This window comes from Rhizobium sp. Leaf453 (genome assembly GCF_001425605.1).
In the GTDB taxonomy this organism is placed as follows: domain Bacteria; phylum Pseudomonadota; class Alphaproteobacteria; order Rhizobiales; family Rhizobiaceae; genus Pararhizobium.
Window position 1 is genome coordinate 71,141 of the sequence record NZ_LMRG01000006.1, and the last position, 22,182, is coordinate 93,322.

The following is a 22,182-nucleotide window of genomic DNA, read 5'->3' on the forward strand; positions in this document are numbered from 1 at the left end:
CCGGGCTTCAGCCGGTTGTCCAGCGTACGGACCATGGACCGCAGGTGTCTTCTGAGATATCGCCTTCCTGCCAGAGCACTGTTCCTCGTGAGTTACCGGGAAACCGTTCGTCGGCATCAGAGAGATTGGTGATCAGGGCAAGTTGTCCGTCCGCAGTCTGCCATCTGACCTCGATGACCGAGCCGGCAACGCTGCCATGCCCGCCGGTCTTGATACCTGCAAGCCGCGGCAGAATGGAATTGCGCCGAACCTCAAGCAGCGCCTTGTAGTGCGCCAGGTGGGCGACGTTGTCCGGCTTTGATAGGTTTTCCCAATCAAGTCGGGCGTGGCGGGATGTTTCGGGGCGGGTTGGATCGATCTCCTCCTTCGATATCTCGACGAAACCGGGAAGACGCGAGAGTTCCTTGCGGCGTCCTTCGCGCACAATCCGGTTCAGATCATCGTCGAAATCGCAGAAGTAGGGGAAGGGCTGGCGGCTATCCCATTCCTCTCCCATGAAAATCATCGGGATTTGTGGAAGTAGCAGGTAGATGGCGGAAAGCGCCCGCCGTTGAGCCGATGTCGTCGCTTCCGTAAAGCGGTCGCCCTTGGCGCGGTTGCCGATCTGATCGTGGTTCTGGATGAAGGATATGAATGACGTTGGCGGTAGATGCCCGCTCGGTTGGCCACGCGGCGTGCCGCGATAGGGCATGTTCTCGCCCTGGAATACAAAACCTTCGGCCAGGGCACGAAGGATTTTTCCGTAGTCGCCGGCGTAATCCTTATAATAACCAAAATCTTCGCCGGTTGCGGCCGCATGGAGGACGTGATGCACGTCGTCATTCCATTGTGCCGTGAAGAGGGATGGCTTTCCGTCTGCATCACGTTGCAAAAGTTGGCTGTCATTTTCCTCGTTTTCAACGATGAGATGGATGTGCCGATCAGGAAAGCTTTCCCGGACGCGGGTTGCGAGCTCCGTCAGGAAATGTGGTTTACCGTCGTCTTTCAGCGCATGCACAGCATCGAAACGAATGCCGTCGAAGCGGAAATCTTCAAGCCAGTAGAGCGCGTTTTCAATGAAGTAATCCCTGACGCGGCGTGCTGCATCGCCATCCAGATTGATGCCCTGGCCCCAGGCGGACTTATGTCTTTCGCTGAAGATCGGGGCGTAGGACGGCAGGTAGTTTCCATCCGGGCCGAGATGGTTATAGACGACATCGATGAAGACGTTCAGCCCGCGCTGGTGTGCCTCGTCGATAAAATGCTGGAGGTCTTCGGGGCGGCCATAGCCATGAAAGGGAGCGTAAGGCAGAACCCCGTCATAGCCCCAGCCGCGGCTGCCAGAAAATTCGTTGAGCGGCATAAGCTGCAAGGCGGTGACACCGAGATCTGCAAGGTGATCGAGCCGGGAGACGGCCATTTCATAGGTGCCTTTGGGTGTGAAGGTGCCGATATGCAGCTCGTAAATCACGCTCTCTTCCCAAGGTCTGCCCTTCCAGTCGAGGGCTTGCCACTCGCAGGCTCCGAGATCGATCAGCTCGCTCAGGCCATGCGGACCATCGGGCTGGAACCGAGAGGCGGGATCGGGAACCGTCACGCCATCCTCCAGAAGAAAGCCGTAACGCAGGCCATTCTTGGGGGTATTAAGCGGGAGAACGTGCCAGCCTTCTTCGTGCCGCTGCATCGGCCGGTCCTCTTCCCCATCTATGCGGAGCGACACCGTTTGTTGGAGAGGAGCCCAAAGCGTGAACAGGACCTCATCGTTCTGTTCAACAGGCCCGAAGGTAGAGGGTGGCACAGGCTACCTCGCAATGTTTGCTTACTTCAGGCTTGAACTGCCTTTCGAAAACATTGTTCCTGTTACCAGAGGGCGGCTTCGCGGGAACTTTTCGTCGTGATCAAGCTTTTGCCGCAGAGCAACATTCCAGCATTGCAGAGGTCTCATGAACCCGCCTGTCGCCACGTATCGCGTCCAGTTCCGCGAAGGCATGACCTTCGATCGCGCCATCGAAAATCTTCCGCATATCAAGAGCCTTGGTATCAGCCACCTCTACGCCTCGCCGATCTTCACCGCGACTTGCGGCTCCACCCATGGCTATGACGTCACTGATATGAACGAAATCGATCCCTCTCTCGGTGGTCGCGACGGCTTCAATCGTTTTGTGAAAGCTCTGGAGGCGCTTGAGCTCGGGCTGATCCTCGATATCGTGCCAAACCATATGGCGGCATCGCAGGAAAATGCCTGGTGGTGGGATGTGATGGAGAGAGGACGAGAAAGCGCCTACGCCGATTATTTTGATGTCGACTGGAGCGAGCGGCTGACATTGCCGCATCTCGGAAAAACCTTCGAGGAGGCCGTTGCAGAGGGCGAATTGACGCTGGAGCGCGGAGGACAATGCGCGTGGGAATTGTGCTATTACGAGGCGCGCTATCCGCTTTCAGTGGAGAGTATCCGGTGGCTTATCGACGAAACGGGGGGAAACCCGGGCGCTCTGTCTGCCTTTTCGCAATCTCGAGAAAAGATGGCAAGATTGCACGAAAAGCAGCATTGGCAGTTAATCCACTGGAAAGATGCCGCCGAACATCTTTCTTACCGGCGTTTCTTCGAGGTCACGGGGCTCGTTGGTCTCCGCGTTGAAGACCGTAGGGTTTTTGAGGATAGCCACCGCCTTGTTCTCGACCTTGTGAAAAATGGCGCTGTGCAAGGCCTGCGCCTTGATCATATCGACGGACTTGCGGACCCGGCCGGCTATCTGATGCGCCTCCGTGAACGAGTCGGAGAAGAGCTTTTTATTGTTGCCGAAAAAATCCTTGGCCCCCGCGAGGTGCCTATACCCGAATGGCCAATCGCCGGCACAACGGGGTACGAATTCATAGAGGCCGCGAGCAATCTCTTCATCGAGGCCAAGGGATTGCAGAACCTGGAAGCGCACTACCGTAAGGTCTTGCCTTCGCTTGGTTCGTTCGAAGAAGAGTTGCGACAAGCGAAAACGAGAATGGTGACGCGCAACTTTGCCGGAGAGGTGTCGCGGCTCGCGGCGATATCCTCTGAGCTTTTGCCGGACATCAAGCGTTCGGAACTTTCTGCTGCAATCCGTGAAATCCTGATCGCGTTTCCCGTCTATCGGACATACGGAACGGCAAATGGTCTTTCCGAACAGGATATCGTCATTCTTGACGATGTCGCCGCCGTAGCAAGACACCATGCAGAAAGACCGGAGGTTATCGATGCGGTGGTGGGCCTGCTCGCTAGCGCTCTACCTAAAGTTACGGAGTTTCGAACACGTTTCCAGCAACTGACCGGCCCGGTCATGGCGAAGTCAATGGAGGACACACTCTTTTACCGCTACAACTGTCTCATCGGTGCTAACGAGGTTGGTGGCGAACCGGGTCATCCACCGGGCGGTGTGAGCGCGTTTCACTCTGCCATGCTGGAGCGTCGACGCACGCAGCCACTAGGCTTGTCCGGAACATCGACACATGACACAAAGCGGGGAGAGGACGCGCGCGCACGCCTCTATGCAATCACCGAGGACGCTGATCGATGGGCTGGTCACGTCGCGCGCTGGCGGCAGATGAATGCAGCCTTGATCGAGCGGCTCTCCAGCGGCCCGGCGCCGGACCCGAACACGGAATGGATGCTCTATCAGGCCCTTCTCGGTGTGCTGCCGGGTGAGGTTGATGCCGAAGAACTTCGTGAGCTGCAGGAGCGATTCTCGGCCTATGCGCTGAAGGCGGTCCGCGAGGCGAAGACGAGGACCGATTGGGCCGAGGCGGATAAAGATTACGACGCGGCGGTTGAGCGCTATGTCGCGGCGCTGCTTTCTCCTGAAAATCGGGATTTCGTCGACGATTTCATCACGACGGCGCAGCCCTATATCGCCAGCGGTTATCTTAACAGCCTTGCCCAGACGCTGATCAAGATCGCGGCTCCCGGCATTCCCGATTTTTATCAGGGAACGGAGGGTATCGATCTTTCGCTGGTTGATCCCGACAATCGGCGACCGGTGGACTACGGAAAGCTTGCGGTCAGTGAACGACCCGACGCGCAGGCTTTGAAACAGAAGCTCATCACAACCGGGCTCCGGCTTCGCCATCAGCGGCAAAGCCTGTTTCTGGAGGGCGACTATCGGCCGCTGAAAGTCGAGGGCGCACTGGCCGAGCATGTCGTCGCTTTCATACGCGTCAAGGACAATGATTTTGTCATTGTGCTCACACCTCGGCTGATGTTTTCCGAGCTGCAGCCTCAGACGCTGGTTGCCTCACCAGGCTTCTGGGGAGACACAAGACTCATCATGCCTGAAGCTAGCTGCGGCCGGAAGAAGGATCTGATGAGTGGACTTGAGTTTGCGGCCGGCGATCTATTGGTCTCCGATATTCTGGTGCAGCCGGTTGCCTTGCTCGTCGGCGCCTGAGGCCAGTTACGAGCGATGCTCTGCCGCGCCGTCCCTTACGGTACCCACTACTCTTCGTGAGCCTCGATCACCGAAGCGGTATCCTCAACAATATCGCGAAGTGCGGCGGCGACCTCCGCGCGGCTCCAGCCGGCGCGCACGGATTCTTCTACCAGTTGCTGTATTTTACCTTCAAGCGCCTCGCGGCAATCGGCTGATCGGTTCTTATATTCGTTCTCTTCTTGTGGCGGTTTCACGGGTTGCATGACTTTAATCTCCGAACTTGATTGACTCTGATATGGAGTGGAGAAACCGGCCGGCAAGACCCCGGCACTCTGGCGGAAAAACACTCCACGGGAAAGTGTCGCCTACTTAGCGGCCATGAGGACAATGTTATATGGCGCGACGCAAAACGTGGAGGGTCAATCGAACTTCTGCCTCAACGACGCCGTCCTGACTATGGATTTCGATGGTGATCGTGTCCGAAGGGCTTATGGGAAGGAAATCCGAAGCCAGGTCGCATACCGCATAACGCGCATGCTCCACCGCTTGATCCAAGTTATCAAACTGAAGCTGCTCTTCTGGGCCGGGTGCCGTTTTTTCCTCCGGCGCCCTGAAATAAAAGACCGGCATCGTACCTCCTCTGTTCGCCCGATTAAATCCGTCTTGCATTCGACTTTGACGTTGTAACCCTTAATAACCATGGCGACCTCCCGGTGGATAGAGGGATCGGTTCACTTCCGCAGGAGGGGGCTTGTCGACGGATTGATAGTCTCCAAGATGACTACCGCTCGATGCACATAGCACTTTCGAGAACGAACTACATACTTCCGCACCGTGTTCCATGATGTTGTCGGTATTCTTCGCGGGAACAGTTTCCACATATGGCGCCGGTTGGAAACGACCTTACCCCACATGACAGTTCTCGCCGCGTTTGCCGTTTGCGGGTATCATGTTGCCTGCCAAAGGAAACCACTTGCCAACATAGGCGTTTGCCTCCTTGAAACAAAGGAGACAAGCAATGGCCGACGACAGCACAACCACAATCCGTGCCACCTTCGAGACACGCGAAGCGGCTGACCTCGCCGTTGAACATCTGGTTCAGCAGCACGGAATTTCGCGTCCCGACATTTTTATTCAGTCGGCGTCGGATCAGAACACCAGCGGAACCCACTCGTCACGTGGCGATGTCACCCGCAGCGATGCGCCGCATGAGGGCGAGATCGAGGTCTCCGCTGATATAGCAGCCAGCCAAATTCCTGCTGTTCAGCGGAGCCTCGGCGATGCTGGTGCTATCCGTGTCTCAGGGAAATGATCAAAAGCGCAGCCCCGGACCTTCTGTTGGCATAAAGTTACTCGACATGGGCGACAATCTCTCCACCTATCGTGCCAAACGGGACTTTAAGAAGACTAAGCAACCGAGCGGAAGGGTTTCCGTCAAATCCTCAACCCGCAGCGATTTGTGATTCAAAAGCATGACGCGACATGCCTTCATGACGATTTGCTTCTTGAGTTGGACGACGTCTTCAAATCATGGGCAGTGACGAGCGGCCCATCGCTTGATCCACAGGACAGGCGTCTGGCGGTCGACAGTCCGCCATCCTGTGCAGGCTGGATTCACAAGATTAAGTTCGACGGCTACTGCATCCAGATGCGGGCGGAAAATGGAGAGGTGACTCTCAAGACCCGCAAGGGGCTGGATTGGACGTCGAAATGGCCAGTTATTGCCTTATCGGCCACCAAGCTTCCAGACTGCATCATTGACGTCGAGATCTGCGCGCTAGACGAAAACGGAGCGCCAGACTTCGCGTGCTTCCGGCAGTCCTCTCCGAGGACAAAACAGACGATCTCGTAAACTTCGCCTTCGATCTCCTTTTCGTTGGAAACGAAGATCTGCGGGGCAGAGGGACAGGTGCGTCAAGCCGCATTCAAGGGGCTGCGAGAAGACAAGCCTGCTGGAGAGGTTGAAGCCAAAAAACCAATATCGCCGGAAGAGGTCGAAACACCCCAACCCGAACGACCTGTCGCAACGAAAGTGGTCCATAGGAAGGGTGCGAAGGCCGAGGTCATGGGCGTGATGATTTCCAATCCTGACAAACTGTTCTGGCCAGACGCCAATGACGGAGAGCCCGTCACGAAGGAAGAACTGGTGAAGTATCATGAAGAGGTTGGGTCAGGCTGAGTCGATCACGGAAGAGGCCGGCCCTGCTCAATCATCCGATGCCCAGACGGGATCGCAGGCGAGCATTTTTTCAGCGGCACGCCATGCCGGGAACATCAAATCTGCTGGAATTTGTGAATATCTTCGGCGATAAGAAGCCCTATCTCCAAGTTGATCGCATCGAAGGGTTCGCTGCCATTTCCCAAATCGGCGGCATTGAACACCATCCATTGAACTGTGAACTTGACCAGCCAGAAGTGCCTGGACGTCTTGTGTTCGATCTTGATCCTGGTCCGGACGTGCCCTTTTCAGCGATTGTAGAGGCGGCCCGGGAAATGCGAGATCGGCTCGATGACCTTGGGCTCATCAGCTTTTGCGGGACGACGGGTGGGAAGGGGCTGCATGTCGTCACCCCCTATCCGTCAGCGAGAAGAAGCCACTTTCCTGGGACGAGGCGAAAGGCTTTGCGGAGACGTCTGCCAGCAGATGGCACCTGCATGACGATCGCATGGCGACCGCAGTTGCACCGCTTTCGCCACGTGCCCGTCCAGGCGCGACAGTGTCCATGCCGCTCACTTGGACACAGGTGAAGACACATCTCGATTCAAAGAGGTTCACGATCAGAACCGTTCCGTCGCTCCTCGAGAAATCGTCCGCCTGGCAGGACTATTGCGGAGGGCAACGCTCGTTGGAGCAGGAGATCAAGCGACTCGGAAGGGCAAGGAAGGCTGTGTGAGCGGTCTGGTAGCGATGGGTGGGGAAAGCGACAAAGAGCTCTGTGGACGACGTGCGACCGGGACTCAGCCCGTTTTGCGCGATTTCAATTCCTTAGCAACCGACTTCTTCAACGCGTCCATGATGTTCACAATGTTGCTCTTTTCTTCGCCAACCGCCTTCTCAGCCGATGCCTTCGATGTTGACGACTTCTTAGTCCTCTTCTTGGTGGCGATCAGCTTGAGCAAGCTCTCCTGGATCGGATCGGACACCATCTCAGTTGACCAGTCCTTGAGGCGCTTTTTGATAACCGCTTCAATAGCCGAGACAGCCTTTGCATCCGATTTTTCGTCGATGCCGGTGAAATACTCGCTCTCCGGCCGCACTTCATCAACGAAACGGAGGGTCCAAACGACGAGACCTAAGCCACGCGGTTCAATGAGGATCGCCCTCTCGCGACGTCCCAGGACGACACGGGAGATCCCGACGACATCCTCAGCTTCCATTGCCTGGCGGATCACCGCGAAGGCCTCGTCGCCGATCTTGTCGTTTGCCGTGAGGTAAAACGGGGTCTCCAAGTAAACCCATTCAATGCTTCCACGTGGTACAAACTTCTCAATGTCTATCGTCCTTACGGTCTCCAGTTCCACGGACTCCAAATCCTCGTCCGTCAAAATGACGTAGTCATTCTCGCCGCGCTCGTAGCCCTTTGCTTCATGCTCGTCTTTGACAGCTTTGCCGGTGACACTGTCCACATATTGAGAGACCACCCGGTTACCCGTTTCCTTGTTGAGAGTATGGAAACGGACCTTCTCGGATTCGGACGTAGCTGGCGTCATCGCCACAGGGCAGGTGACGAGCGAAAGCTTGAGATAGCCTTTCCAGTAGGGGCGACGCAGTGCCATCAGTCAGCTCGCTTTCTTAACTGCGGTTTTCGCCCGCGTCTTGGTGGACTTCGAAGATGCGGTCTTTTTTCCTGTGTTTGCATTTGCGGCCTTGGGCTTTTTCGCCGACGATTTGTCGAGGCCAGCGCTCTCCCGCAGAGCCTTTAGGAGGTCATTGGGCTTGGAGACCTTGACGGGCTTCGGCTTCGGAAGCGTCTTGCCCTCCGCTTTTGCCTTCACCAAAGCTGTAAGAGCGTCCTCATACCGATCATCGAACTCGGCCGGATCGAACTCCCCCATCTTCGTATTGATGATGTGCTTGGCGAGATCGAGCATCTCGGCCTCGACCTTGATCTTTGCAACGTCCTCGAACGCCTCGCTAGAAGGTCGAACTTCGTATTCGAAGTTCAAGGTAGTTGCGATGATGCCCTTGCCGTGCGCCCGGATCAAGACAGTCCGCATCCGCCTGAACAGGACAGTACGCGCGATCGCGGTCGCATTGGTTTTGCTCAATGCATCCCGAATGCTCACAAAGCCGTCCTGATCGGCATCGTCAGGGACGAGGTAGTAAGGTTTGTCGAAATAGACGTCATCGACCTTACCGCAGGGGATGAAAGCTTCGGCTTCGAGCAATTTGTCGGATTCTGGAACAACCGCCGCCACTTCCTCAGGATCAATCATGATGTAATCCCCATTGCCGGTCTCGAAGCCCTTGACCTGTTGGTCCCGTTCCACCGGTTCTTCGGTCTCGCTATCGATGAACTCGCGCTTCAGCCGGTTTCCGGTTTTATCGTTGATCATGTGGAAGCTGATCCGCTCGGACGTGGAGGACGCGGTGTACAACCCTACCGCGCAACTGAGTTCACCGACTTTCAGATGACCTTTCCATTGAGCCCGATGTGCCGCCATCCTCGTTTCTCCAGTTGACCGGCAATCAAACTCAACTAGGACCAACTTTGTTCCCGAACGGTGCCTATGGCAACGTCCCACGGCCGGCACTTGAGCGCGGTTTGGAAGGGCCATTGTATCGTTCGTATCGACGTCAGCGACAGAGTTCGTATGAGCCTTATGCTGACGTGATCAAACTCCGGAAGTCCTTCGACGATCCCATTTATCGTCGGCTATTGCTCTGGCGCGACGGCACGGTTTGTCGCCTGGTCAGCCGTTCACATGCGGGCGCCAGTCTCGGAACCGTCTTCGCAGAAGTTTGTGCCGGCAGTGATGGATGAGCCTTGCGAAGATGCCGTTGAGACGGCGAAAGATGGATAGCCAAATGGCTGATCGCCGCCCCGCAGGGCGGCGACTGCGACACGTGCGAGATATCGTCTGCTATTGGGGGATAGCGTTTGTCTCGGGCTGCTTCACCATCAGCCAGGGGCTGACAAGCATTGCGGTCGACGCAAGGGTGATCGACAGGCAAAGCTTCATGGGAAAGAGAAGCATCTGATCGAGCACCGCCTTTCCTGGGTAGGTGGACGTCATCGAATCGATGGTGCGTTCGAACGGATGAGCCATGGTATCGACGATACTTTCGACCGCCGTCGTACTGACCGGCTCCATGCCGGGAATGCCTGTGGGGATCGGTTTACCGAGCTTCAAGTCTGGCATGATCGCATCCTTTCGCGGTTGACCGTTGATAATTACCGCATCGCACAAAAGTTCCTTTCCGATTGGCCTTGCATGCTTGAACATGCTTTGGGAGCTCCCCGTCACTCCCGGAGCGACGGCTTGAGCTCGTCGAGCCACTTCGGCGCTTTAGCCTTTGTCAAGGCGTCGGCATAGACGTCGGCTTGGTGTGCTGTTCCGACAGCATCTTCAAGCAGGAGCGTTACGCGCCTGTCATCTATTCGCCGTCACTGAGCCAATCGTCGCGGTCTTTCTGCGTATCGGAAGCGGTTCGGTTTTCGGGCTGTGACTAATAACGTTTTACTAAATGCGTTCTCCGAACATTTCTATTCGCTGATCGCAGCCTGCTCCGTAAGGAAACGGAACTTTGCCATCGGCCGCTTCGTTTCGTACGGGTGCTGCGCGCTGAGGAGAAGACGATTGTCTATTATTGCCACCGCCGCCTGGTCCATCCCAAAAAAGGTCGCCGGCCAGTTTGCTCAGGAAGGAAGCGGCCTCACCCGATACGCCTCGGTGTTTGATGGCGTCGAGATCAATTCGACCTTTTACCATCGCCACAGGACATCGACCTTCGCGCGGTGGGCGCAACTTGTACCAGAAAGCTTTCGGTTCGCGGTGAAGATACCAAAAGAAATCACTCATACGCGCGCGATGAAAGACATCACCGAGCCGTTCACGACCTTTCTTGAAGATATTTCACCACTCGGAGAAAAACGCGGCCCACTCCTTTGCCAGCTGCCACCGTCGTTAGCCTTCGATGCCGATGTGCTCAAAACCGCGTTCAAGACCATGCGCGATTCCGACAACAGTCCAATCGTTATTGAGGTGCGGCACAAGAGCTGGGCGTCGGCCGAAGCACTGGATCTGCTGAAGCACTATGCGATCGACCAGGTTCTTGCCGATCCGGCGCCAGTATGGTCGGCGGACGATTTCGCTACGCCACCGAAATACGTGCGTCTGCATGGAAAGCCAAAAATGTACTACTCAACTTACACTCATGACGAGATCAAGTCGTTTTCAGAACTGCCAGCGGCGGATGGCTGGTGTGTTTTCGACAACACCGCCTCAGGCGCCGCCATCGAAAACGCGCTTACCATGCTCGACATGCGCTGAAGCACGCCTCTCTTTTTTGCAAGCTGATGTCGTAGCGGCATGGGGCAGTCGGTGGCTATCCGACCGTCTTCAGCGCCGGCACGCGGAAGGGAGGCGACACTGCTGAAGTTCGGGGGGATAGTGTTGGTGGCGGATGTCCGCTCTCTCATAACGACTGACTGCGCATCACGGCGCAGCTCAATGATCAACGTTAGGCCTTCAGGATGGCCAGATGATAGTGATACTCGTTGAGCATGCCGCGTGCGAGTTGGCAACTCTGAGTTTTTCGCCGTTCTGGCTAAGGTGAAAGATCAGTTGCGCCAACGCCTTGTTGAAAAACGGCTTGCGCCGGTTGATCCACAGATCAAGGACGCGGGCGATCTTCCGCCGCAACTGCACGGTTGCTTGCCGCAGGGTTTATGGAATGGCCCGCCGTTTTTCCAGCGTCTGTAATGCTGGCGAGTGGAAGGAAGAAGGAACCAGTGCCACAAGCTTATCTCTGTCTGGGATTGATGCGTTATGGCTTCAGCATGCTGACAATTGCATCATGCTTATAAGGTTTCGGAATAAACGACACGCCACTTTCCAGGTCAAAGGCGCCCAGCCGAACATGGTCAGATGTCACAATCACTCTCGTGCGCGGCGAACGGCGCGTTCGAGCTTGACGTGCGCGAAGCCATTGGTGGAACCAGGTGTGTTGACATCTGTAAAGACCGCATCAATGTCTGTGTTATCCAGAATTACGAGCGCCTCAAAGGCGTTCGCGGCTTCGAGCACCTCAAAACCAGCATCTTCAAGTTCGTACGTCCAGAGTGCTGCTGGCGAACTCGATCGCACAGCGCTCCACACGTTGAGGCATCCGACCCGAACATCATCATGAGGCCGTGACCTCGAAAAGGACCATGACCTCGGCACGGACAAAACAGACTTGACTAAGTCACGCAAATAAAGGGCCGAAACACAGGTGACCACACCATCTGGGCACAGAATGCTCGGTGCGACCTACTTTCAGTATGGAGCGACTTGTTCATTGAAAATCTGCAAACTTTAGGTGGCCGGTATTGGACATTTTTGCCAAGCCAGGTGGGCTCAATGTCTGGATGGCGCGGGCTCGTGCTTTTCCGGGGCGTTTACCTCATCGTGGACTTCATGGCGAAGCTGCTGATGAAGCGACTGCAGCGCCATCGTTAGGCAGTAGACCGTGCTTTCCAACTGGAGATCCTCAGCCGAATTCCTCGCAAACGCGATCATGCGCGCGAGCGCGGCAATGTCTTCGTCTCGCATGTCGCTGACATCTGCAAGGTCGATCAAATTTGTGGTCCGTGTGTCCGACATGGCGACTCCCTTCCAAAGCTGGTTTGTTTGGATAGGAACTTAGCGCAGTTTTCGGCGTGACAGGCGTGACTTGAGCGTGACATATATTGCGGCGGTAGTCGTGGTGCGGCTACAATTTAGAGACGCCGGCGATTTCCTGCCAGGTTGTCGTCTCCTGAAACGTCCAATCTTTCAGGATGATATCTTCTGGTGGGGAGAATTGATTGATGGCCTCGATCAACTCGATGGCATCGATACGCTTTTGATCGACATATTCGCGGGTCAGCAAGACGGTCAGTTTGTCCCGTTGCTCGCGGGGTCGTATGGCGTCTGCAACCCGCTTCCAGGTCCGTTGCTTGAAGAAGATCTGGTCCGCAGAGTGAATGATCTCTTCTCCCGTGGATGCCTGCAACGAACCGGTCCGGACGAGTTTGTGCACTGTCGCGCGGACATTGACCATCGGCACGGTTAGGGCACGGCTTCCCAGGTCAGGCGGGGCATGCAGCAGCGCTACATCGGCATCGTCGACCAGTTCGCCGCTGGCATAGGCGTGGTAAATGGCTCCGACACCGATCATCCCGTAGGTCGCGCATTCCGCGGCCCGCAGTGCCCCCATACTCGCGGCTCCGAACATTATGACACCTTGTGATAGGGCGAACAGGATCTCCTTGTGCCAGACCGGCGCGGTGTATTCGAAGCCACCATCGACAAGGCCGATGACCGTCGCCCCCTCATGCACCGCGGCGAGAAGATCACCTTGCGTGGCGGGGGGGCGGATGGAGATATCCGGACTTGCATATTCATGGGCCTGGGGCAAACTCGGCCCGACGAAAAATACCTTCACGACATCATTGCCTTCGCCAAGGCGCGCGGACCGAAACGGCGCGCGCGTGTATCGTCCGGATTTTCCAGCGCCGGGATAAACACCTTGGCGGCAACGAACGGTAGGTCGGCAGCCTGAAGTGGGACGGCAATTACGCGCGGAATGCCCGCCTTCTTCAGGCATTCCAGAACGTGATCGAGAAGGCTGCTCACTCCTGAGGCCAGATCTGGGTCTTCGACCGATTGGCATATCGGGGAGTTGGGTTCTACGGCAAATGCCTGACGCGTTTCCTCTGGCAGAACACGGTCATAGGTCGACCGGCGGATATCGTCACGGGCGCCGCTGATATAGGTCATCCGCGATTGCGCTGCCTCGGTGAGAGCCCGTATGGCCGCCTTGACACGAGAAGGATGGGTGCCGCAGCCATAGGTCACATCGACCGTGCGTGTCCGGTTGCTTATGAGAACATCAGCAGGTCCGAGAAAACAAACCATTGTCGGAATGCCGATATCGCTGGTGATATCGAACAGGCGGCACTCGAGGTTTGCGGAGTGCATACGATCGACGAGATCGGCGACTGTTTCGTTTTCCAGGGTCTTTGGGTCGAAGCATGAACGGTAACGACTCTTCGCAGACGTGACCTGCCACAGCACGAATGCGTCGCGTTCGATCCGTTCGAGAATGCCATGTAGAACGGCCTCATCCTGCGTGTTTCCCGATGCCAAACCATCAGATGACATCCAGTAGCGGTTATTCGCTTTGGTTCGATCGAGAATGGCAGCATCATACGGCACATAGGCATCGCTCCCCGTTATGAGTTCGTGCCCGAAAACCCATGCAGTAAGCTCGGTCTCGCCCAGTCGCGTTTGGCCGACCGCAAGAAGTTCATGCATCGGTTCGGCAATGACCTGTTCAGCCGACAATGCCCGCATGTCCGTAATGCGGGTCGGCACTGCCGGCATTCCCGCAACGGAGCGCTCCAGGGCTTCCATCGCGGCCGAGGTTCGTGCATCGTCGTCGGTCACACCTTTTCCCTGGGCGACAACAATCGATCTGGAATTTGGCGTATAGGCGCACCACACCGGGACACCGATGCGATCGAGGCCGGTGTGGCGCGCAACCCGCGTAATGCCAAAATGCCCGAGATAGGGATAAATGCGGTTCCACGTTTCGGTGGAGGAGCACACGCGGTCCAAGAATGGATGCCTCAGGGGTCGAGAAGCCCGGACGACACTTTCGCCGCCGACGATATTGCAACCGCCAGATCCACTCCCTTGGTCACGACGGTACCGCCGGCCCTCAGTCGATTGGCTGCTGCAAGAGGACCCTCTGCCGGAGCCTCCAGAGGTGTTACCGTACCGGCATCAATATCGGCGATCCACAAACCTGATTCGCCTGGAATTCCAATTATAACGACCTTTGCCAATTCACGTCTCCCCAACGGTTAAAATCCGGCCTTCAACAGCCCCTCGCGATACAACTCCCTGTGGAACGGGTTCTTTATTGGAACCACAGCAAGCCATTTCTCGACATCGAACTGCGGATTGAGTTCCAATGCCTTGTTTCGATGAAACCGAGCCTTGCGCGTATTGCCGACCATCGCCCAGCTCGCGGCAAGAAGTCGCCGCACCGAGGACGGGTCCGACATCTTTTCGATATAGGCGATTGCGTCCTGGAACTCGGCACTGAGATAGCTCGCTCCCGCCGCGGACCAGTAATAGTCGTCCGGTGGCATGGGATTAAGGTCAATGGCGCGCCGGATGCGCACCAAAGCCTCCTCCGGGCGCGAGGCGTGAACCAGTGAATCCGCCTGACTGTAAATGGCATCGGCATAATGCGGGCTGAGCTCAACGGCACGCGCGAGCGCCTCCAGGCTTTTGTCGACATTGCCAAGATAGAGTTCAGCAACGCCGAGCTCCCGGTAGCCCGATGCCAATTGCGGATTTTGGGCAATGGCTTGCGATGCTGCCTTGTGCGCGCTGGAAAGAAGGCTCGCCTCGCCGCGCGCCGTCATTACCCATTCCATCCAGAAGGTTCGTGCCATGCCACTTGCGGCCGGCGAAAACTCGGCATGCGAGGCAAGTGTCTTGCGAAAGGCAGCGCGCGCGCGCCTTATTTCCGGCAGCCCGAGTTTATTCAGGTGGCGTGAGCCGGCCAGGTAGCCCTGATAGGCCTCGGGTTGCGTCCTGTAGTCGAAGAAATTCGTTTCTGTCGAGCAAAGCTGTTGCGAAATGGCTCTGGTGATCAATTGGGTGATGGCTTTGCGTTCCGTCAGGACGGCATTGCCGCCGATGGCAAACCGTTCTGCCCAGATCACGCTGTCGGTCGGTGCGAACACCATCTGGGCAAACAGGCTGTCATCGGACAGGCTGGTGTCGACCAGATAGGAAATGGAATGCTTGGCCAGCAGGGCCGCCTTGTCGGGATCGTTCTTGATCCGCTCCGCGGTATACGGCGCGACAACCGAAAAGTGTCTCAGCGCGCACAGTTCGATGGTGATGTCTTCGATCAAGGCGCCGGCAATATCGGTTCGCGTTCCCCGGGGCGGCATCAGCGCGAGGCGCGGCAACGCATTGGCGGTGGAGACCTCCGCAATCGCTGGCACAGTTGCCGGAACGGCAGCGACGCGGATCCGCTGCATTCCAAATGCTGCGGACAGCCGGCCTGTCGCTGCTGGCGTGGCTGCACCATCGATGAGTGTGAGCAATTCCGGGTTATTTGGCAGGATCTCGAGCAATGACAGAGCCGCCTGTCTCGCGGAGCGCTGCTGGTCTCTTTCCGATATGGACGGCCATGCATCGAGCAAAAGCTGGCGAAACTGTTGAGCGTAGAATTGCTCCTGGTTCGCGTGCCAGGCGACCATCTTCGCGGGCAGATCGATCCCGTGCAGAAAGGGCCGGCCGACAAGCGCTTCAACAGCGAGATAGCGCTCCAGCGGCGAGCGTGAATTGTCACCAAGGCGATCAATGTCGCAGGTGAAGGCCGAAGGGTTCAAGCGGATGCGATCACCCAGGAAAGTCATCGGGGCTGAATGCCCCGGAAGATCGATATCCCGCATTCGGGCGATCATCTTGCGCAGATTGACAAGCGCCGCGGAAGAATCCACATCGCCCCATAAAAGTTGGGCGCAATCACTGCGGGAATACTCGGTTTTCTTTTCCGTGATCAGAAAAGCCAGTAACAGCAGCCCCTTGCGTGGAAACGCAAGTACAACACCACCGTCCATGGCAAGTTCGAGTTTTCCAAACACGGACAGATGCAGCATCCGCGGCTAGCCCAGTTGTTCAGGGGCTTGCGAGGATTTGGCCAGTGTCTCCGCCATTTTGATGATGCTGCGGCGGACTCGCTCGTCCTTGATCAGGAAAAAAGCCCGGTTGAGGTCGAGGCCGTCTTTCGTGTCAATGAAGTGACCGACCGGATCGACGGCAACACTCGAGCTGCCAATCATTCCCTTGCGCGAAGGGTCATCTTCGAAAAAGAAGCTGACCGGAACATCAAGCACTTCGGCGATATGGGCCAACCGGCTTGAACCGACCCTGTTCGTACCTTTCTCGTATTTTTGAACCTGTTGGAACGTCACCGAAAGCAAGTTTCCAAGACCCGTCTGCGACATGCCGATAAGGCGCCGCCTGGTGCGAATGCGTGTGCCGACATGGACATCGATCGGATCCGGTTTACGCCTGTTCATCATCGGTTTTTCCTCCGTTCTTCCGATCCCGTGAGAATGATCGAAATTCTCGCGGTTTACAACTTGGGCTGGAATTATTTTTTGGAGATTCCAGAGAACGACGGCAGTCTGGTGAGCTCAAGTCTACCGACGTGCCGGAGGGTTTCCAATAGACGTAAAGCGTCCTTAAGCGTCGGCGAAGCTGTCGAGGCGCGGCCTCAAATCGGTCCGCAACAGCCTCGATCATATGGAAAGTTCTAGTTCCAGAGCTAGGCGCAGACATAGAAGCTCACAGCAGTTCATTCGTGTCCGCTATCATTAGCCGACCGCGAAGCCGCTTCGCCAGATGGGGTCTGCTTGTCGCTTACTAAGAAGCTCGTCTGGCGACGTTTCATCATAATGGACAGCGAATTGGTCCGAGAGGTTCTCCTCGGGCTGGTTCGTTTTAGTCTACAAAAATTCGTGCCACGCCTTAGCTTGGCTAACAGTTCGTCGAACGTGAAGGGTTTTCTGTTCGAAAGTCCTGATCATCGAGCGGAAAATCTCCGTCCAGGGCACGAACGCGCCGCATACACTGCGGCCCACTTCTACGCTTCATGAATCGTGATCCGCTACGTTGAGATTCCCGACGCAATCTCCCCCTACGCGTCGATGAGAAAAACTTGGGCCGTGAGACTTTGTCTCCGGCCCTTTTTGCATGATGGCCAAGCTCGCAATTCCACCATCCGACGCGACTGGTCGACTGGAAGAAGCATTCATTCCACGATTTATGCTAGGCCTGCGGTGCTGCCACCGGGGATTTCAATGCAAGACGAGCCAAACTATCAAATTACCTTTACCCTAACCAGATGGGATTATGCCGCGGTGGCGCGGGCGCTCACGCGCCGTCCATTGCATCGCAGTATCGTCACGATGGTTCTGTGGTTGTTATCCGTCTGTTGCCTTCTTGTCCTCTTCACCGATCTCTACAATCCGCTGATTATGATCAACGCCGTTGCTGAAAGCAATTGCAGGCTCTGGCTTCCTGCTTGCCTCCTCGTCGTGGCTTTCTTCTCGCTAGCCACGCACTGGCTGGCGTGGGGAGCATCGTTTCTGTATTACAGGCAAATCGCATCCGCTGACGCGAGCATCACCATAAGTTTGGACGATGACGCCATTCGTGTGAGGTCGGAGGTGGCTGATTCGACTATTCCATGGACTTCCGTAAAACGGATCATATGGGAGAAAGATTACTTGATGTTTCCAATATCGAAGCGGGAATCCTTCATTCTGCCTAGACGCAGCTTCGAAAATCAAAAGCATTTGAGGACGCTTTTCGTTATGCGAAAGAAAAAATATCGGCGGGACCGGTCGACGCCGGGTGACGTGGAGCAGTAGCTTCTTCCAGATTGGGTGGGTTTACGCGACGGGTCCAGAAAAGACTGGCGACTTTTGCGTTCGACGTGGGTCAACCTTCGTCGTCTAGGTAAGGTCAAAGCCGACACCGAACATGTTACGCTTAGGAGTTTGGGGCACGATACATCCAAGGCTACGTGCTGGCCCGCCCGAGCTTCGAGATACCGCCAAAGCTGATGGTCCCCCTCCCAGGGTTCGATGGTATTCATGTATTGAACTAAAGACTTTTCTTCGCGTTGTGTCGCACACAGCGAGGAGCGCAAATGGCATTGCACGACCAATCGACCACCGATCTTCACGGGGATGCCCCATCTGCCTTTTCGGCAAAGGGGTTTGCGGACCGGAAAGAACTTGCGTCGTTTGCATTTGAGCGAACGCGAATGCCGATGGTGGTGGTGGATGCCAGAGCGCCGGACCAACCGATTGTTCTCGCCAACTCTGCGTTTCTCAAACTGACCGGCTACACGGCTGACGAGGTGATCGGTCGAAACTGCCGGTTTTTGCAGGGAATGGGAACGTCGCCCATTGACGTTGAAAAGATACGCTTAGCCATTCGGGAGGAGCGGGAGGCCACTGTTGAAATTCTCAACTACAAAAAAGACGGGGCTCCGTTCTGGAATCAACTACACACCAGCCCGCTGCGAGCCGATGATGGAACAGTCGACTACATCTTTGCATCGCAGATCGACGTCACAGAGCGACGCCGCATCGAGCGGCTTGAAGCGACTGAACATCGACTGCTGAAGGAAGTCGACCATCGCGCCAAAAATGTGATGGCGATCGTGGACAGCATTGTTCGGCTCAGCAACGCGGAGGATCCAAAGCGATATGCCACCGCCATACAGATGCGCGTCCAAGCATTGGCGCAGGTGCATACGATGCTCGCCGAGGCTGGCTGGAGCGCCGTCAAACTCGAAGACGTTGTCCGCCAGCAGGTCGTTCCGTTTGCGGAAAAACGACTGACGGTTTCCGGTCCAAACATCATGGTGCCGCCACCACTGGTGCAGCCGCTCGGGCTCGTCCTGCATGAGCTTGCCGTCAACGCGACGCGTCACGGAAGCCTGCTCGCACCGAAAGGCAGGGTTGCCGTCGAGTGGAAACCGCTGCCCGAAGAGGGCGGGTTCGAACTTGCTTGGCTTGAGGCTGGCCCGCACCTCGAACCGCACGAACCTAAGCCGGGTTTTGGATCCATACTCGTTGCGGCGATGATAGAGACGCAGTTGAGGGGAAGTGTGCGTAGGGAATGGACCAACACTGGGTTAAACCTGAGGTTATCAATTCCGCTTCACTGACCTCTCATCCTCGATACTTCAATCCGCGTTCTGCGACCTTCACGCAGCCTCACCAAGTTTGACCATGTTACGACCAGACGCTTTCGCCGCATATAGAGCGGCATCGTCCTTGGCAATCAATTCGCACGAGCTCGCAAATATGTTGCTAGAAGCCATGGTCGCGACGCCAACGCTGACCGTTACGACACCCTTGTCACTTCCGGTATGACCGATGCCCAAACTCTCAACAGTCCGACACAGCTTCTCGGCAGGCACACGTGTTGTTTCCTGATCGGTGCCCAGAAGCACGAAAGCGAGTTCCTCTCCGCCGTAACGGCAGGTCTTGTCCCCGTATCCCCTGGGGACTGTCGAAACCACTCGCGAAATAAACCGGAGACACTCGTCGCCTTTGATATGACCGTAGGTATCGTTGAACTTTTTAAATGGTCGACGTCAATCAACAGCGCACTTAGCGGCGTCGCACCGCCGCGCGCACGGTAGAACTCCACCATGATGCAATCATCGAAGGTGCAGCGACTTGCTTGACCCATCAAACCGTCCGTTCTGTAAACAGCCTGCCAATCCGCCACTCTTCGGTTCTTCCTCAGCAAGCTTTCTATCGTGGTTCCGTACGGTCTTAATGGACCGTGGCAAGGACGATCCAGACCGATGTCGGGCCGGTGCGATTGATGATCGATGCACCGGGTGCCGAAGAACTCATCGAAGAGTGTATGAAGCTTCTGGGTTTTCCATCAACGACGGACCTGAAGCCGTGACGCGGCCTCCTACATCCCCGCTGGGGCATTACTCGGCCGGGAGTTCAACTAACGACTAGAAGGATTCCCCAAAAGCGTTCCGGAGATACTTCCAGAATGTATAGATCCGCTCTTCCGGATGCAGCAGCCTGATGGCAACCGTCCAGCCCATGTCGATGAGTTCGGCATAGGCTGCGCGAACCTCAGGCCGAAACAGCGCGTCGTCTCGCCAGCGCTCCGGCTTGTAGACATCCAGATCGGTCGGCATCACATTAAAATCCCGACCAGAGCTACAGGCACGTCGAGCTCGAACAGTTGTGCTGTAGCGGGTCGGTGCGTCGACTAACGTTGCCAACTCGTCGGATATCGTGGAGAATGTTGCATCGTAACCTTCGCCTCGCCTCATACCGGCGCGCCGTCATCGCGCGAATCGCAAGCATGTCGTTGTCAGATCGCGATTGAAAACGATAAGCGTAGTGTGTCGAGCTCGTTGACCATCGAGAGGTCGAGAGTTCGTATCCGTTCAAGGCACTAATATACGTTGCTACAAGAATTCGTGGACTTCGCCTAATGCAGCTTTATCAGTTCCTGCAATGAAAGGCGGCCCCGTACCTGACCACGCGTCTACCAGGAGGCCCCGTTCCGATAGTGCGCGATCTGAACCAGAGCCTCCACCTCCCAAACATCCCGGCGCCTGCAGCGGTCTTCAGCCGGTAGCCTTATTTGCATGTTCGTGAGTTTTGGTCAGGATGATCAGGTTCATTATCGCAAGGATCATTGACGGTACGGCGTGAGCGATCGCACGCGGATCGAAGATGTTACCGATTGCGTTCCCGAAACCAAGCGCCAGAGCCGCCCATGCGACAGCAGAAACTGTCGCCATAACCAGAAGAAATCTGTCACCGGACCGGGCATGAATGTTGAACCCAATGACAGCAAAGGTGAAGGCCGTGGCTGACAGTGACCAGACAAACACCTCCGACCCGATGGGATAGCTTTCAAAAGTTCCGTAGAGGTGACCAAGCGCTCCTAGTCCCAGTAGAGCGCACATGACAAAACGAAGGATGATCAAGCTGACACCTCGAAAGTCTGAAACGGTTGGGAACAACGAAACAGTCGCGCGGGATTTCCTGTGACGCGCTGGAAAGCGCGGCAGAATGCCGGAAAGTTTGCATATCCGACGGTGTGTGCGATGGCTTTCACGGGAAGCCGAGACTGAACCAGAAGATGCTGCGCATGGGCCATTCGTAATTGCTCAACGTACCGGGAGGGTGTCATTCCGAACGCTTCCGTAAAACTTCGTAGCAGATGAAATTCCGACATGCAGGCCTCGGCAGCGAGCTCAGCAAGGGTGACAGGGCCCCTCCAGTTGTCGTGCAGCCTTTCGCGTGCGCGCATCAATCTCCGCAAGCGATCCAGGCTGCGGGACTGCGTCTGAAGCGTGATACGCGAATAGGCCGCACTAATATCATCTGTGTGATCATGGACTGCCAATTTAAGTCGGAAGACCAATTCGTCCATGAGCAGATCGAACGACCGATGCTCAAGTTCCAAAGCGATCCGTTGCAGGAGATCAGTGAATTGAGGTTTCGCCGAAAGGCTCACGCTTGAGGCAGCGCTGTCCATGAAACGTTGAAGCGACGCGTTGCGGCTCGAGGCGATCGCCCGAGCATAAAATGCAAAAGGAAAAAAGAGTGAGAAGCTGTCGGTCGGAGCGTTTGTCGAGATAGAGCTCCTATAGATTTCGTTCTCGCGAACGAACAGTACCTCGCGCGGTCGCACCGCCAGCGCCCGGTCACCGAATTCGTAGGTTTCCAAACCTGAAAAAACCACTTTAAGACTGAACCCGCCAGAATGGGGCTCGACGTCAAGTTTCCTGGCTTTCAGCCTGAAGGCTACGATATTTGAACTGAACAAACGAGCGTAGCGGTTTCGCTCGCGCTCGGACGCACTTTCTGCCTGATATGCCTCTTGAAACAGAACTGCCCGCATTTTTTCGCCTCCGTTGACAGAATAGCTGGTTTGGAAATCATGTGAAGCGCCGTTTACCGCTAAGAATGTGCAGGGATTGCCAAAATAGCTGCGGATCCCAAACCCAAGCGGCCAT

At 56.1% G+C, this 22,182-nt stretch carries 22 protein-coding genes and 3 pseudogenes; 8 read left to right on the forward strand and 17 right to left on the reverse strand.

Annotation, left to right across the window (positions count from 1 at the left end):
• Positions 1-7 precede the first annotated feature (7 nt).
• On the reverse strand, positions 8-1,777 hold the full coding sequence (treZ, locus tag ASG68_RS09000; RefSeq protein ID WP_062601799.1) for a malto-oligosyltrehalose trehalohydrolase: 1,770 nt from the start codon (positions 1,775-1,777) through the stop codon (positions 8-10).
• Positions 1,778-1,922: 145 nt separating this feature from the next.
• On the opposite strand from treZ, the gene treY reads away from it, so the two are divergent.
• A complete protein-coding gene (gene treY / locus ASG68_RS09005; protein WP_062581248.1) occupies positions 1,923-4,394 on the forward strand; it encodes a malto-oligosyltrehalose synthase in 2,472 nt (823 codons plus the stop codon).
• Between the two features lie 47 nt (positions 4,395-4,441).
• On the opposite strand, the gene ASG68_RS09010 is transcribed toward treY, so the two are convergent.
• Positions 4,442-4,639 (reverse strand): hypothetical protein, encoded by a 198-nt coding sequence (locus tag ASG68_RS09010; protein WP_062581250.1) that lies wholly within the window; start codon positions 4,637-4,639, stop codon positions 4,442-4,444.
• A gap of 127 nt (positions 4,640-4,766) precedes the next feature.
• Positions 4,767-5,006, reverse strand: a complete 240-nt coding sequence (locus tag ASG68_RS09015) for a DUF6894 family protein (protein ID WP_062601797.1) — start codon at positions 5,004-5,006, stop codon at positions 4,767-4,769.
• Between the two features lie 388 nt (positions 5,007-5,394).
• Between ASG68_RS09015 and ASG68_RS09020 the strand changes: the two genes are divergently transcribed.
• Together ASG68_RS09020 and ASG68_RS30405 are read left to right on the forward strand one after the other, a co-directional pair.
• Complete coding sequence (locus tag ASG68_RS09020; RefSeq protein ID WP_062601795.1) at positions 5,395-5,688, forward strand: hypothetical protein; 294 nt, start codon at positions 5,395-5,397, stop codon at positions 5,686-5,688.
• A 46-nt stretch (positions 5,689-5,734) separates the two neighbouring features.
• Positions 5,735-7,270, forward strand: a pseudogene (locus ASG68_RS30405) (DNA polymerase ligase N-terminal domain-containing protein).
• A gap of 64 nt (positions 7,271-7,334) precedes the next feature.
• Here ASG68_RS30405 and ASG68_RS09035 read toward each other — a convergent pair.
• From ASG68_RS09035 to ASG68_RS09045, 3 genes are all read right to left on the reverse strand, one after another.
• Positions 7,335-8,153, reverse strand: coding sequence for a Ku protein (locus tag ASG68_RS09035; RefSeq protein ID WP_062581260.1), 819 nt, complete (start codon positions 8,151-8,153; stop codon positions 7,335-7,337).
• A 3-nt stretch (positions 8,154-8,156) separates the two neighbouring features.
• On the reverse strand, positions 8,157-9,041 hold the full coding sequence (locus ASG68_RS09040; RefSeq protein ID WP_062609525.1) for a Ku protein: 885 nt from the start codon (positions 9,039-9,041) through the stop codon (positions 8,157-8,159).
• Between the two features lie 420 nt (positions 9,042-9,461).
• Complete coding sequence (locus ASG68_RS09045) at positions 9,462-9,824, reverse strand: hypothetical protein (protein ID WP_062581265.1); 363 nt, start codon at positions 9,822-9,824, stop codon at positions 9,462-9,464.
• Between the two features lie 354 nt (positions 9,825-10,178).
• On the opposite strand from ASG68_RS09045, the gene ASG68_RS09050 reads away from it, so the two are divergent.
• Together ASG68_RS09050 and ASG68_RS31260 are read left to right on the forward strand one after the other, a co-directional pair.
• On the forward strand, positions 10,179-10,871 hold the full coding sequence (locus ASG68_RS09050) for a DUF72 domain-containing protein (RefSeq protein WP_062581267.1): 693 nt from the start codon (positions 10,179-10,181) through the stop codon (positions 10,869-10,871).
• A gap of 240 nt (positions 10,872-11,111) precedes the next feature.
• Positions 11,112-11,303 carry a hypothetical protein gene (locus ASG68_RS31260; protein ID WP_156373615.1) on the forward strand — a complete coding sequence of 64 codons (192 nt, stop codon included), beginning with the start codon at positions 11,112-11,114 and terminating at the stop codon, positions 11,301-11,303.
• Between the two features lie 174 nt (positions 11,304-11,477).
• Here the strand turns inward: ASG68_RS31260 and ASG68_RS31850 are convergent, their stop codons facing one another.
• The 7 genes from ASG68_RS31850 to ASG68_RS09080 all read right to left on the reverse strand — a co-directional run bounded on the left by ASG68_RS31850 (position 11,478) and on the right by ASG68_RS09080 (position 16,678).
• Positions 11,478-11,699 (reverse strand): response regulator, encoded by a 222-nt coding sequence (locus tag ASG68_RS31850; protein WP_156373614.1) that lies wholly within the window; start codon positions 11,697-11,699, stop codon positions 11,478-11,480.
• Positions 11,700-11,939: 240 nt separating this feature from the next.
• Positions 11,940-12,185, reverse strand: coding sequence for a hypothetical protein (locus ASG68_RS09060; RefSeq protein ID WP_062579465.1), 246 nt, complete (start codon positions 12,183-12,185; stop codon positions 11,940-11,942).
• A gap of 109 nt (positions 12,186-12,294) precedes the next feature.
• Positions 12,295-13,008, reverse strand: coding sequence for a TfuA-like protein (locus ASG68_RS09065; RefSeq protein WP_062601793.1), 714 nt, complete (start codon positions 13,006-13,008; stop codon positions 12,295-12,297).
• The gene (locus tag ASG68_RS09070) at positions 13,005-14,198 is read right to left on the reverse strand and encodes a YcaO-like family protein (protein WP_082477904.1); all 1,194 of its coding nucleotides are present in this window, start codon (positions 14,196-14,198) and stop codon (positions 13,005-13,007) included. Before ASG68_RS09070 ends, ASG68_RS09065 begins: the two co-directional genes overlap by 4 nt.
• On the reverse strand, positions 14,195-14,413 hold the full coding sequence (locus tag ASG68_RS32235) for a hypothetical protein (RefSeq protein ID WP_082477902.1): 219 nt from the start codon (positions 14,411-14,413) through the stop codon (positions 14,195-14,197). Before ASG68_RS32235 ends, ASG68_RS09070 begins: the two co-directional genes overlap by 4 nt.
• A gap of 18 nt (positions 14,414-14,431) precedes the next feature.
• Complete coding sequence (locus tag ASG68_RS09075; RefSeq protein WP_062601789.1) at positions 14,432-16,252, reverse strand: tetratricopeptide repeat protein; 1,821 nt, start codon at positions 16,250-16,252, stop codon at positions 14,432-14,434.
• 6 nt (positions 16,253-16,258) lie between these two features.
• Positions 16,259-16,678 (reverse strand): helix-turn-helix domain-containing protein, encoded by a 420-nt coding sequence (locus tag ASG68_RS09080; protein WP_062601787.1) that lies wholly within the window; start codon positions 16,676-16,678, stop codon positions 16,259-16,261.
• Between the two features lie 780 nt (positions 16,679-17,458).
• On the opposite strand from ASG68_RS09080, the gene ASG68_RS09085 reads away from it, so the two are divergent.
• Positions 17,459-18,031, forward strand: coding sequence for a YcxB family protein (locus ASG68_RS09085; RefSeq protein ID WP_062601785.1), 573 nt, complete (start codon positions 17,459-17,461; stop codon positions 18,029-18,031).
• 287 nt (positions 18,032-18,318) lie between these two features.
• Positions 18,319-19,341, forward strand: a complete 1,023-nt coding sequence (locus ASG68_RS09090) for a PAS domain-containing protein (protein ID WP_413814003.1) — start codon at positions 18,319-18,321, stop codon at positions 19,339-19,341.
• Between the two features lie 39 nt (positions 19,342-19,380).
• Here the strand turns inward: ASG68_RS09090 and ASG68_RS09095 are convergent.
• A pseudogene (locus ASG68_RS09095) lies at positions 19,381-19,752 on the reverse strand (GGDEF domain-containing protein); the annotation flags it as partial.
• Between the two features lie 215 nt (positions 19,753-19,967).
• Here ASG68_RS09095 and ASG68_RS32730 point away from each other — a divergent pair.
• Positions 19,968-20,096, forward strand: coding sequence for a hypothetical protein (locus tag ASG68_RS32730; RefSeq protein ID WP_274534206.1), 129 nt, complete (start codon positions 19,968-19,970; stop codon positions 20,094-20,096).
• 70 nt (positions 20,097-20,166) lie between these two features.
• Here the strand turns inward: ASG68_RS32730 and ASG68_RS09100 are convergent.
• The 3 genes and pseudogenes from ASG68_RS09100 to ASG68_RS09110 all read right to left on the reverse strand — a co-directional run.
• Positions 20,167-20,396 (reverse strand): annotated as a pseudogene (locus tag ASG68_RS09100) (exodeoxyribonuclease III); the annotation flags it as partial.
• A 385-nt stretch (positions 20,397-20,781) separates the two neighbouring features.
• Positions 20,782-21,147 carry a hypothetical protein gene (locus ASG68_RS09105; protein ID WP_062579445.1) on the reverse strand — a complete coding sequence of 122 codons (366 nt, stop codon included), beginning with the start codon at positions 21,145-21,147 and terminating at the stop codon, positions 20,782-20,784.
• Complete coding sequence (locus ASG68_RS09110) at positions 21,144-22,067, reverse strand: helix-turn-helix domain-containing protein (RefSeq protein WP_062579443.1); 924 nt, start codon at positions 22,065-22,067, stop codon at positions 21,144-21,146. The genes ASG68_RS09105 and ASG68_RS09110 overlap by 4 nt, the downstream gene beginning before the upstream one ends.
• Positions 22,068-22,182 lie beyond the last annotated feature (115 nt).